Origin of the sequence: Bradyrhizobium sp. AC87j1 (genome assembly GCF_002936975.1) — a bacterium.
Classification (GTDB): domain Bacteria; phylum Pseudomonadota; class Alphaproteobacteria; order Rhizobiales; family Xanthobacteraceae; genus Bradyrhizobium; species Bradyrhizobium shewense.
The window spans coordinates 1-12,823 of the sequence record NZ_PTFE01000051.1; the positions used below are offsets into that span (position 1 = coordinate 1).

Annotated in this window: 7 protein-coding genes and 1 pseudogene; 3 read left to right on the forward strand and 5 right to left on the reverse strand. The window is 60.8% G+C overall.

Annotated features, from left to right (window positions below):
• Both CV770_RS43430 and CV770_RS44250 read right to left on the reverse strand, forming a co-directional pair.
• On the reverse strand, positions 1-1,467 hold a 1,467-nt coding region (locus CV770_RS43430; protein ID WP_245453844.1), incomplete at its 3' end, for an Ig-like domain-containing protein.
• 822 nt (positions 1,468-2,289) lie between these two features.
• Positions 2,290-2,655, reverse strand: a pseudogene (locus CV770_RS44250) (FecR domain-containing protein); the annotation flags it as partial.
• Between CV770_RS44250 and CV770_RS43435 the strand changes: the two are divergent.
• Positions 2,548-2,856 carry a hypothetical protein gene (locus CV770_RS43435; protein WP_245453845.1) on the forward strand — a complete coding sequence of 103 codons (309 nt, stop codon included), beginning with the start codon at positions 2,548-2,550 and terminating at the stop codon, positions 2,854-2,856. The pseudogene CV770_RS44250 and the gene CV770_RS43435 sit on opposite strands and share 108 nt — an antisense overlap.
• A 661-nt stretch (positions 2,857-3,517) precedes the next feature.
• Here CV770_RS43435 and CV770_RS24050 read toward each other — a convergent pair.
• Positions 3,518-3,736 (reverse strand): hypothetical protein, encoded by a 219-nt coding sequence (locus CV770_RS24050; protein WP_104464108.1) that lies wholly within the window; start codon positions 3,734-3,736, stop codon positions 3,518-3,520.
• A 137-nt stretch (positions 3,737-3,873) separates the two neighbouring features.
• Positions 3,874-4,365, reverse strand: a complete 492-nt coding sequence (locus tag CV770_RS24055; RefSeq protein ID WP_245453846.1) for a hypothetical protein — start codon at positions 4,363-4,365, stop codon at positions 3,874-3,876.
• A 184-nt stretch (positions 4,366-4,549) separates the two neighbouring features.
• Here CV770_RS24055 and CV770_RS42195 point away from each other — a divergent pair, with 184 nt between their 5' ends.
• Together CV770_RS42195 and CV770_RS24065 are read left to right on the forward strand one after the other, a co-directional pair.
• A complete protein-coding gene (locus CV770_RS42195) occupies positions 4,550-4,714 on the forward strand; it encodes a hypothetical protein (RefSeq protein ID WP_161500021.1) in 165 nt (54 codons plus the stop codon).
• A 245-nt stretch (positions 4,715-4,959) separates the two neighbouring features.
• On the forward strand, positions 4,960-10,830 hold the full coding sequence (locus CV770_RS24065; protein WP_104464110.1) for an AAA family ATPase: 5,871 nt from the start codon (positions 4,960-4,962) through the stop codon (positions 10,828-10,830).
• Positions 10,831-11,893: 1,063 nt separating this feature from the next.
• Here the strand turns inward: CV770_RS24065 and CV770_RS24075 are convergent.
• On the reverse strand, positions 11,894-12,751 hold the full coding sequence (locus CV770_RS24075; protein WP_104464112.1) for an HD domain-containing protein: 858 nt from the start codon (positions 12,749-12,751) through the stop codon (positions 11,894-11,896).
• Between the last annotated feature and the right edge of the window lie 72 nt (positions 12,752-12,823).

The following is a 12,823-nucleotide window of genomic DNA, read 5'->3' on the forward strand; positions in this document are numbered from 1 at the left end:
GGTGAGGTGGTCGGTGGCCGACGTGCCGGTGTCGGCAACCAGGGCCTCGGTCACGGTCGGGCCGGTGGTGCTGAGGGTGTAGACCACCGCGCCGCTGGTCGCGGTATTACCGGCCGCATCGCTGACCCGTGCGGTCAGGGAGTTGCCACCCTGGTTCAGCGTGACCGTGGTGCTCCAGCTGCCGTTGCCCTGCACGATCGCGGTACCGATCGTCGTGGCGCCATCCAGGATGGTGACGCTGGCGCCGGCATCGGCGACGCCCACCGTGCCGGTGATGGTCTGGCTCGCCTGGTTGACCGGTCCGCCCGCACTGGTGATGGCGACCGCGGGCGCCGACGTGTCGAGGGTGAAGTTTAGCGAGGCCGAGCCGGTGTTGCCAAAAGCGTCGGTTTGGCTCGCCACGATGGTGTGTAATCCGTCAGTCAGCCCGCTCGGCGTAAACGACCAGGCGCCTTGCGCATCGGTGGTGGTCGTCGCCGCGATCGGGCTGCCGTCGATGGTGAAGTGCACCACGGTGTTGGCAAGGCCGGTGCCGCTCAGCGCCGAATTGGCGGTGAGGTGGTCGGTGGCCGACGTGCCGGTGTCGGCAACCAGGGCCTCGGTCACGGTCGGGCCGGTGGTGCTGAGCGTGTAGACCACCGCGCCGCTGGTCGCGATGTTGCCGGCCGCATCGCTGACCCGTGCGGTCAGGGAGTTGCCACCCTGGTTCAGCGTGACCGTGGTGCTCCAGCTGCCGTTGGCCTGCACGACCGCGGTACCGATCGTGGTGGTGCCATCCAGGATGGTGACGCTGGCGCCGGCATCGGCGACGCCCACCGTGCCGGTGATGGTCTGGCTGGCCTGGTTGACCGGCCCGCCCGCGCTGGTGATCGCGACCGCGGGTGCCGTGGTGTCGAGCGTGAAGCTCAGCGAAGCCGAGCCGGTGTTGCCAAAAGTGTCGGTCTGGCTTGCGACAATGGTGTGCAATCCGTCGGCCAGCCCGCTCGGCGTAAACGACCAGCCCCCTTGCGCATCGGTGGTCACTGTCGCCGCGATCGGGCTGCCGTCGATGGTGAAGTGCACCACGGTGTTGGCGAGGCCGGTGCCGCTCAGCGCCGGGTTGGCGGTGACGTGGTCGGTGGCCGAAGCGCCGGTGTCGGAGACGAGACTCTCGGTCACGGTCGGACCGGTGGTGCCGAGGGTGTAGACCACCGCGCCGCTGGTCGCGGTATTACCGGCCGCATCGCTGACCCGTGCGGTCAGGGAGTTGCCACCCTGGTTCAGCGTGACCGTGGTGCTCCAGCTGCCGTTGGCCTGCACGATGGCGGCGCCGACTGCGGTGGCATTATCCAGGATGGTGACGGTCGCCCCGGCATCGGCGACGCCGACCGTGCCGGTGATGGTCTGGCTGGCCTGGTTGACTGGCCCGCCCGCGCTGGTGATCGCGATCGCGGGTGCCGTCGTGTCGAGCGTGAAAACAACGGGCACGCTCGTTGTAACGTTGGCGCTAGGGTCCAAAGCCACGATGCTGTGGTCGCCATCACCAGCCAGGGTGACCGTCAGGCTCCAAACGCCGCCGGAGCCAACGGTAACGGTTCCAATCTGCGTCGTAACACCATTGTATGTGTCGTACAGCGTCACCGCGCTTCCAACGAAGGACGGATCAACTGTTCCGCTGATTGTTTGATTTCCTTGGTTGGTTGGACCGCCTGCGCTGCTGATAAGGACAGGTCCGAATGGAGCCATAACAACAGCTTGCGATGGGTCCAAAGTGGGGACGAGCGGTTTCGAGGCGGAGGCAGAAGTTCCCGCGATGGAAGCGAGGGTCACAACAACTGGAGTGATCGATCCCCCACCAGCTTGGCCTTTTATGTCGCCCCCAATAACGGTGGTTGGAGCTTCAGTGGGTGATGGTGGGGGGCTCCCAGCGAACTTCTGCAGCGACTTTGTGTCGACGTCTCCTCGCTTGCCGTCGCTAGGTGCCGGAGTGTCTGGAGCGATCTGTTTCCCGATATCGTAGGTCGTTAACACCTGTTGAAAAGCGTTGAACTCCTGCGCAACTTGCCCTGGGGTCTTGCTGACGGCTTGGGTGATCACCTCAAAATTCGCGGTTGGCGTGATGGTTAGCGATGGACCGTCGCTGGTCACTATCCCGATCGGATCCCCCGCAGTACAAACGCCTTGAAGCAAGTTCGTCGCTGGAACGCATTTGAAGACTTGTACGGAATGAACTCGGCCGTCTTGCTGATCAGCGACAGAGACCGAGACTTTCCCATCCACAGCATCGACGCTGAGAAGGACGGCAGTACCGCGAATTCCGATCGCGGCAGTAGGCGTCGCGACCTGCATGTCGCCGGTTTTCGCGACCTGCCCAGCGACGAAACTGGCGGCCCCCTGGATGAGAGTGAACATCGAATGGTTCGTGCCACTCGTCAGACTGACTAAGGTGCCACTCGCACTACTCTGCCCCTCATACCCCAATTCGTTCAACATGAACCGAGCATTGGCGCTCAGGTTGAACGTGGTGCCGTCGATAAGGACGAGACCAATGGTAGAGCCGCTTCCAGTTTGCACGACATCGTTCTGATAAACGACATCCCCATTATTCGCCTCGATCGTAACGCCGTTGCGAACGATGCTGGCGCTTCCCGTTACGGTCGCGACACGGCCAATCACCTTTCCAGCAGCGGCATTGCCTCCGGCTTGCGCAAAGGTTTGATAACCGGTGAGGGCTTCGACCACTCTCGCGTCGAGCAGCGCGCCGTCCGAGGAGCTGAGCGGCAAACGCTTCTCACCGAGAAAGTAATTGGGGATCGTGATCCGATGGTCAGAATCGGAAATGATGAGATCATGACCCGAACGTGCATAGTCCCCTGAGAACAGGAGATGCGCGTCCGAAATGATCAGTGCGTGAGCTGGAGCAGGCTCGGGGAAACTAAAGGACGCCCCAGCCATCTCAGATCCGGCAACATCGAACTTTTGGTTCAATGGGGTATTCAAACCAGCGCCCACCCATAAATTTGCCACTTAAATAATTAAATGCTAATAACACCCCGTAAATTTAATTAAAAGAGCTATTTGATCTGGGCTGGAACGCTGAAAGCCTGCGGTGGTTTGGCCCGTGATAATCACGCTGGACCGAGTGTCCGTGGCTGACGATCCAAAACGACACACGCTGGGTCCATCCGCATGGTGCAATCAAGAGGGCTTCATCGCCTGGACCTGTTGGAAGTGCGCCGTCAGCTGGTGCGCGCGCGCAATCGGCACTCCAATAACAGGCGCATTGTGAGGCGCATCAACGGTCTGTTATGTCGAATTTATCACTTGGATGCGATCGACCCCAAAGGAGGTCGGCGAATCCGCGAAGCCATTCAAATTGCGCTGCGAGATACATCCAAGGATTAGTTGACCAAAGTCCCGCGCCCCGCTCCCTTATTATCCGCGATTGCGCGGTGCGTTCACTCGCCAAGCGTATCCTGCCACATCTCGGCCAGTGGACAATTGCGACAGACCGCGGGTTGACCGCTGCTTGCGGTTTTTACCGTTTGCCGCTGGGCGGGTGATTGCACATCTTATGGAAAGCGTTCGCCGCCCCGGCCATCTGAAGCGATAGCTGGTCCATGGCCGATCCTTCTTCAGCCAGGCGCTTCTCAATGTACTGCTGCTCAACGTCGGTCAACGCAGTTTCCAGCAGGCGCAAATACCGCTCAACATTCTTCCTATGGGTCTGCAAACGGACAATCGTTTCGTCGCTCATGTTCTATCCAAATAGGCAGCGGCGCAATATTGCAAAATAGCTCTGAAAAGCCGCTTCAAAAAAACAAAAATAAAATAACAGATTTAAAATGGCAGAAAAATTAAAGCAGATCAAGTCTCAGTCTCGCGGTGAATTGCTTACAGTCGTCGGCATGCAGCTGCTCCCTGGGGTCCTTGCCCCTCCTTGGCAGCCTTGGCGGAACGGCTATTGGCCTCGATGGATTCGTTCCAGTAGCCGACGCGCGTGAAGATGTGCGAGCGCATATGCAAAGCGTGCGGCGCCACCGGCGCGATCTCGGAATAGCGCTTAGCAGCGTCGAGACCTTGTTCTGCGATCCCCGGATAGTCGTAGAGATGAGGTAATGCGCCACGCCGGGGTGGCGCGGGGCTGTCGCTTGAAGATCGGCTCCAGGATGGCAGCGCCCTTGAGCTGGTTAGCATAGTCTTGTCATTTGGTGACGCCGTGACGTTCAGCGTGATGGCGTAGGTGATCTGCGCCTCGTCATCATCAGGATTGCGCGTGGCGACGGCTTTGGTTGCCTTGGGATAGGCCTGCGCGCGCTGGTCAAACGTCGTCGCTTCGTCGCCCGAATAAAAGGCCAGCAGCGCGTCGATATAGTCGAACTCCACCGCCCGCCAATGAAATCCTGACGGATAGCGAAGCTAGCCCGCCATTCCACCCCACACCGATTTCCCGCCGGAATACTGGCAGGCGCTCCTCGACGATCCACGCTTCGGCCCGTCGGGCAAACTCTAGATGGCACCCGTAAATTTCCCAATGTCGCCTGCCTCGGGCCGGCGGCAACATGACAACATGAAAGCATCGAAGCCGAAGGAGTGGAGCGACCTCGAACGCAGGAAGCTTTCGGCAATGAGCCGCCGGCGGTACGGCGCGGCGGAGATTGCCGCGGCCCTTCGCCGGCATGTCGGCTCAGTCAAGCGGATGGCGCGAGAAATGGGGTTACTTCTGAAAAAATGACGATCAGACGAATTTCATCGATCTATTGCAAGACAGAACGCCTGTCCGCGTTCGACCGATGCCGCACCTGATCGGCAGCCAGAATTCAGGACCGCTCCGTTGGTAGTCGAGCTTAGCTCGGCTGGCCACGCCGCTCCATCTGTGGCAAGCTCGATTTTATTCAACGAGCTCAACAGGTATCTCGCCACCCGACATCGGGTTCCGTAGAGGCCAGCAGTTGAACCCAGTCTTTCGGTTCGGCGCGCATGGACAGCGACTTCCAGGCGTTATGGGAGGACGACGACCGCATCTTTTGCCGGGCATCGCGCCAGGGCTCCGATGGTGGCCGCAAAACTGTGCTGGCCGTGCTTCCCGCCGAGCATGCCCCATCAACGAGCCGGGATCGCCTGGTGCACGAATATGCACTAAAGGACGAACTCGACAGCGCGTGGGCCTTGCGGCCGCTCGAACTTGTCAGTGAGGGCGGCCGGCCCGTGCTGCTGCTCGAGGATCCCGGCGGCGAGCCGCTGGAGCGCCAGCTCCAAGCGCCTATGCAGGTGGGATCATTCTTGCATCTCGCCGTCCACATCACGGCGGCTCTTGGCAAGGTCCATCAGCGTGGGCTCGTGCACAAAGACATCAAGCCGCACAACATCATCGTGAATCGCGCGACCGGCGAAGTCAGACTCACGGGTTTCGGCATTGCCTCGCGACTCCCGCGCGAGCGCCAATCACCCGAACCGCCTGAAACCATCGCCGGCACCCTCGCCTATATGGCACCCGAGCAGACCGGACGAATGAACCGCTCGATCGACGCGCGCAGTGATCTATACGCGCTGGGCGTCACCTTCTATCAGATGCTCGCCGGCGCGCCCCCGTTTACCGCAGCCGATCCGATGGAATGGGTGCACTGCCATATCGCCAGGAGGCCTGTGCCACCCGCCCAGCGTCGGAAGCAAGTGCCCAATCTCCTTTCGGCCATCATCATGAAGCTGCTCGCCAAGACCGCCGAGGAGCGCTATCAGACCGCGGCCGGTCTGGAGAGCGATCTCCGGCGCTGCCTCGCCGCCTGGGAGGCTCGGCAGGGGATCGACGACTTCCCCCTGGGCGAGCGCGACATCCCGGACCGGCTGCTCATCCCCGAGACGCTCTATGGGCGCGCGCGAGACATCGAAGTCTTGCTCGCGGCCTTCGACCGTATGGTCCAGAGCGGCACGCCTGAGTTGGTGTTGGTCTCGGGATACGCCGGCATCGGCAAGTCAGCTGTCGTCAACGAGCTGCACAAGGTGCTGGTGCCCTCGGGCGGCCTGTTCGCCGACGGCAAATTCGACCAATACAAACGCGACATTCCCTATGCCACACTGGCGCAGGCGTTCCGCAGCCTGCTCCGGGGCCTTCTGGCGAAGAGTGAGGTCGAGCTGGCGCCCTGGCGCGATGCCCTGCACAAGGCGTTAGGCCCGAACGGCGGGCTTTTGGTGGACCTCGTCCCCGAGCTGAGGCTCATCATCGGCGAGCCGCCTCGGGTACCCGACCTGGCTCTGCAGGATGCGCAAAGGCGCTTCCACCAAGTGGTGCGGCACTTCATCGGCGTGTTCGCGCGACCGGAGCATCCACTGGCGCTATTCCTCGACGACCTGCAATGGCTAGACTCGGCGACGCTGGACCTGCTCGAGGATCTGCTGACTCAGGCGGATGTGAGCCATCTGCTGATGATCGGCGCTTACCGCGATAACGAGGTCGACGCCGCGCATCCTCTGCGGCGCAAGATCGCCGCCATCAAGAATTGCAGCGGCATCGTTGAGGAGATCGCGCTAGCGCCGCTTGCCACCGAGCATGTCGGGCAGCTGATTGCCGACTCGTTGCGTTGCGAGCCGAGTTATGCCGCGTCCCTGGTGCAGTTAGTGCAGGAGAAAGCGGGCGGCAATCCGTTCTTCGCCATCCAGTTTCTTTACGAGCTCGTCGAGGAGCGTCTGCTTGCGTTCGATCATACGTCGTCGTGCTGGACGTGGGATCTCGATCTCATTCGCGCCAAGGGCTATACCGACAATGTGGTGGACCTCATGGTCGGCAAACTCGCGCGCCTTCCGGCCGAGACGCAGGCATCGTTGCAGCAGCTCGCCTGTCTCGGTAACACCGCCACGATCACGCTGTTGGCTCTTGTTCTGGGGAGATCGGCGGCTGAAGTCGACGCAGCGCTGTGGGAAGCCGCGCACGAGGAGCTGGTCGAGCGACGGCAAGGCTATTACAGATTCACCCACGACCGGGTGCAGGAAGCGGCCTATTCAAGCAAACCGGAAGCCGAGCGTGCGGAAGCCCATCTCGCCATCGGCCGGCTGCTCGTGGCGAATACTCCCACAGAACAGCACGGGGACGTGATCTTCGACATCGTCAATCAGCTCAACCGCGGCGTTGCGTTGATCACCTCACGAGACGAACGAGCGAAGCTGACCGAGCTCAACCTGCTCGCAGCCAAGCGCGCCAAAGCGTCCACCGCCTATGACTCGGCACTGACTTATCTCAAAGCCGGCGCGGCCCTGTTGCTGGAGGATTGCTGGGAGAGCAGGCATGAACTGGCCTTCTCGCTGGAGATCAACCGGGCAGAATGCGAGTTTCTGACCGGCGCGCTGGCGGAAGCGGAGCGACGCCTGATGGCTCTCTCAGCCCGCGCGGCCGGCCCTGTCGAGTTAGCCATGGTCTCATGCCTGCGTATCGACCTGTACACGAGGCTCGATCGGAGTAGCGATGCAATTGCTGTTGCTCTCGATTACCTCCGCCACCTGGCCATCGACTGGCCAGCCCATCCGACGGAGGAGGAGGCGCGAGGTGAATACGACCGCGTCCGGTCCCAACTTGGCGGGCGCCATATCGAAGCTCTGATCGAACTGCCCTTGATGAGTGATCCGGTGTCTCTCGCGACTCTGGGCGTGCTGACCAGGCTGCTGCCGCCTGCACTATTCACGGATTTGAACCTCTTTTCCTTGACCGTTTGTCGAGCGGTTAATCTCAGCCTTGAACACGGAAACTGCGATGCCTCGTGCGTTGCCTATATGAGGCTTGGGATGATTGCCGGTCCTCGCTTCGGCGACTACGAGGCGGGATTTGGATTTGGTCTGCTCGGATATGAATTGGTCGAACGGCGCGGATTGACGCGATTTCATGCGCAGACCTATATGCTCTTCGGAGCGCACCTCGCGCCATGGACGCGACATGTCCGGAGTGCGCGTGATTCGCTGCTTCGGGCTTTCGACGTCGCAAACAAAACCGGCGATCTCACGTTCGCCGCGTATGCCCGTGTCAATCTGAATTCGAATCTGCTCGCGGCTGGTGACCCGCTCGCCGAGGTGCAACGCGAAGTCGAGAGTGGCCTCGCATTTGCAAAAACGGCACAGTTCGGGCTGGTCGTTGACGTTGTCGTCAGCCAACTGCAGCTCATCCGGACCCTGCGGGGGCTGACGTCGAAATTCGGCTCCTTTGACGACGAGCACTTTGAAGAGCTTCAGACCGAGCGCCGGTTCGCCGAGAATGCCAACCTCATGCGAGCGGACTGCTGGTATTGGATCCGAAAGCAGCAGGCGCGCTTTTTTGCAGGCGACTACGCGGCTGCGATTGAGGCGTCACAAAGGGCGCAGCGGCTGCTGTGGACGTCTATATCGCAGCTCGAAACTGCCGAACACGAATTCTATGGTGCATTGTCCCTCGCGATGGCCTGCGCCTCCGCCGCGCCTACCCAGCACCGGGAGTACCTCGCGGCACTGGCGGCGCACCGGCGACAGCTCCAGATCTGGGCAAGGAATTGTCCGGAGAATTTCGAGAATCGCGCCGCACTCGTCGAGGCGGAGGTCGCCCGCTTGGAAGGCCGCGAGCTCGATGCCGAACGCCTCTATGAACACGCTATCCGCTCGGCCCGCGCCAATGGCTTTGTTCAGAACGACGCGCTTGCCAACGAACTCGCCGCACGCTTCTACGCGGCGCGCGGGTTTGAGAGAATCGCTCGAGCGTACTTGGCCGACGCTCGGCGTGCTTATTTGCGGTGGGGGGCTGATGGCAAGGTGCGGCAACTCGACCGCGTCTATGCCCACCTGGCAGAGGAAACAGCGGCGCCCGGCCCGACGAGCACGATCGGGACCCCCTTGGAGCAGCTCGACCTCGCCACCGTCATCAAGTTGTCGCAAGCGGTCTCGGGCGCAATCGTCCGGGAGAAGCTGCTCATCACCGTCATGCGCACCGCTATCGAGAACGCGGGCGCCGAGCGCGGCCTGTTGGTTCTGTCGCACGGGACCGAGTTGCGAATTGCCGCCGAAGCGACCACCGAGGGCGACACGGTCGTCGTACAGCTGCGCGACGAGCCCGTGACTGCAGCGCTCCTGCCGGAGGCGATCCTCAACTACATCTTGCGTACGCGGGAGAGCATCATTCTCGATGATGCCGCAGCCCAGAAACCGTTTTCAGCGGATCCCTACATCATTCATCGCCAAGCGCGCTCCGTGCTCGGCCTGCCGGTGATCGCTCATGTCAATTTCATCGGCGTGCTGTACCTGGAAAACAATCTGGCTGCGCACGTCTTCGCACCGGGTCGGATTGCGGTGCTAAAGCTGCTCGCCTCGCAGGCGGCAATCGCGCTGGAGAACGCTCACTTGTACCAGGATCTCGCAGAACGCGAGGCTAGGATTCGGCGCCTGGTCGAGGCCAACATCATCGGGATTATCATCTGGGAGCTTGGAGGTCGGATTCTGGAGGCGAATGATGCGTTTCTCCGCATCGTGGGATACGACCGCGAGTATCTCATTTCGGGCCGCCTACGCTGGACTGACCTTACACCGCCGGAGTGGCTCGACCGCCACATGCGATTGTGGATCCCGGAGCTAAAGATGATGGGGAGCGTGCAGCCGTTCGAGAAGGAATATTTCCGCAAGGACGGCAGCCGCGTGCCCGTGTTGATCGGCATGGCTGCATTCGACGAGCGACGAGATTACGGCGTCTCTTTTGTCGTCGACCTGACGGAGCGCAAGCGGTCGGAAGAGGCTCTGCGGCAGAGCGAGGAGCGCTTTCGCACCCTTGTGCAATTCTCCTTCGACGTCTACTGGGAATCCGATGCGCAGCATCGCTTCACCCGCCAGGAGTTCGGCGAGGGTCTTGCCGATGCGCCAGCGCCTGGCTCCGAAATTGGGAAGACGTGGTGGGAAGTGCCCTATTTGGAGCCCGACGCGGAGGCCTGGCGCAAGCACCGGGAGACTCTCGATGCGCACCTGCCGTTCCGTGATTTCGAGCTGGCGCGGCCTACGCCTGACGGCGGCAAACGCTACATGTCCATCTCGGGACTGCCGGTCCTCGACAATGCAGGGCGCTTCATCGGTTACCGCGGCGTCGGACGGGACACCACCGAGCGCAAGCGAGCCGAAGAGACCTTGCGGGAGGCGCAAAGGGAATTGGCGCATGCGAACCGCCTCGCCACCATGGGTGAGCTCACGGCCTCGATCGCCCATGAAGTAAGCCAGCCGATCGCTGGCGCATCGATGAATGCCGATGCCGCCCTGCATTTCCTGGACAGAAACCCGCCGGATGTCGGGAGAGCCAGGGATACGCTCGGTTATGTTGTGAACGATACTGATCGAGCCCGCGACATCATCGGGCGGATACGTGATCTCATCAAAAAAGCACCGCCACGGAAGGATCGGTTGGATATCAACGAGGCGATCCGGGACGTGATCGAGCTCGCCCGCAGCGAAGCGGTGAAGAACGACGTCGCGATGCAGACGGAACTCGGAGACGGTTTGCCACTCGTCGAAGGTGATCGCGTCCAATTGCAGCAAGTGATCCTCAACCTGATCGTCAATGCCATCCAAGCCATGGGCACGGTCGCGAGGGGATCGCGAAGCGTGCTCATTACGACCGCTCGGGCCGAATCTGACGGCATTATCGTCGCGGTGAAGGATTCGGGACCAGGATTGGTCCCGGACGCTCTCAAGCGCATCTTCGACCCCTTCTACACGACGAAGCCTGGCGGTCTGGGGATGGGACTGTCGATCTGCCGCTCGATCATCGAAGCGCATTCCGGGCGCCTGTGGGTGACCTCCAATGCGCCCCATGGCGCGACTTTCCACTTCACGGTGCCAGCCCATCCGGGCAGCGCGTCGTGACGATCCCGCATGGCTGCTTTTGATGTGTCATAGCGATGTCGGTACCACCGCTGTCGGCAATAACTTGCTCCACTGCCAATGCGAGCACGTCAAGGTGTTCAGCCAATCTGGCAAACAGCTCGCGCTTCTTGGGATCAGTCGCCAAGTCGCGAATAAGGGCGCACTCAGCGGCGCCTCGGCGAAGCTTCTCAGACTGGGCCTGCATGTCTCATAGCCAGCCGCCATGTTCCTTTGTTGGAACATTACAAATAGCTGTCCCGGTCACAAGTGAACACAGCGATTTCGCCGACTGGGCCTAGCCTCAATTGCGTGGCGCTCCTCAGCGCCATCCGTCGGACCGCCTTGGCCCCGCACTGTCCCCTCCAGCCCCCAAGGGGCCAAGGCTGGCCCGAGGGGGCTTGCAGCATCAAGGTGAGAGCCTGCCATCCCGATCGTTAGGAGCGATGCCGCGAATTCGGAAACGCAAGACCTCAGGCAAGAGATCGCACGGCAGCTCAGCAAAGCAGCAGATGGGGAGTGCCCACGCTGCGCTTCACATTGATCCAACCTCAACGCGTGGGGCGCGCGCCCGGACGGCGGCGGGAGAAAGAGTTCGTTAGCTTTCTTGTGGCTTGCTGGGAGCGTGCCGATTACCGCTGATTACGGCACACGGAATGGGAATGTCGGCCCCGGCTGTTTCTCCCAACCTGCGGCTGGGGCCGTTTTGAACTTTCGCTGCATCGTTCAACCCGGTCCACAACCATGTTTAGAGGCATTGCCATCGCGCTGTTTGGAATGGGCATCTTTTCGCAGCTTGATCGAGCGTTCTTCTATGGTCGCAATACCGACGCCGCGCTCAAGCTTGCGCGGGAGATTGGCCGAGGCTTTGGGCTGTAGGTCAGCCGCGCTCCGCTCAAGATCGCTCGGGGACTACTAATTCAACAATATTGGTCACTTGCGGACTTTCGGCCAAACGACAACGGACGTCAGCACGCGCCTAAAGCCGCCGGCAATGTCAGCTATCGTCAGTTCTGAGCGTCGGAGGATTGATCGGAATCAACCCGAAATCACAGTATTGGAATGCCTATAGCTCCGGACCAGAAAGTCCCACCTCTCGCTCAGCGCGAAGGATGTTGCCATAGAGACTGCCGATCCATTGTCTTCCGCTCGAGGTTACATTCAAATAGCGGATGGCAGTTTGGACGTGCGGTGCGACCTTGGTCCAGTAGAACTGAGGATATTTGTACACCACGTCCGCGGGTGTGGTGTATCCGAGCGACTTGTTGAGTCCTATCTCCTCGAACTCGTAGAACAGCGCATTTGATTTCTTCATGTAATTCGGGTCGCCGAGCTGACCGATCAGGTCGGCGGCGCGAAGCAACAAACCTTCCTCTTCGTCAAGATCATCCTTGAGTTCGTTCGCTGATGCGTCTGCATAAGGAAAACGAGTGTATTCGATGGCTTGGGTAACGCGAGCAGCGTCAATTTCGTCAACTGCGTCGAGACGCTCCATGGCGAATAATTTGGAGCGGTCGACATGATAGGGCGCAAGCGCTGCATCGGAAGAGCCGATCGGTAACTCAACCGTTCGGCCGGTACCATCAACCACATAGGCACCGTCCTGGTCTCCGTGAACTATTCCCCGAACGTAGCCAATATCGTGAAGCAGGCACGCCAGGATGAAGTGAGCATAGTCACCAGCCGTCGTTGGCCTAAGAAGGGAGCGCCCGATCAGGATGTCATGCCCCACCAGCGTGACCAACAAGGTGTGCTCGACGTTGTGGTAGAGTGCATCGCTGTTACCAATACATTCCAGGGCCAGCTTTGCTGCATAGGGCAGCAATTCCGGCAAGCTGGCGTGGGACGAGCCGAAGCGACCGCTTGTCTCCGAGATCAGGAACGCACCAAGAGCCTGGGACGTCAGTTCTGGGATTGTTATCATGAGCAATCTCTCACTTTGGCGCCGAACCTTCAGGAGGCCTTCTGCAGGATCGGGAGGAGAGGACGACTTTAA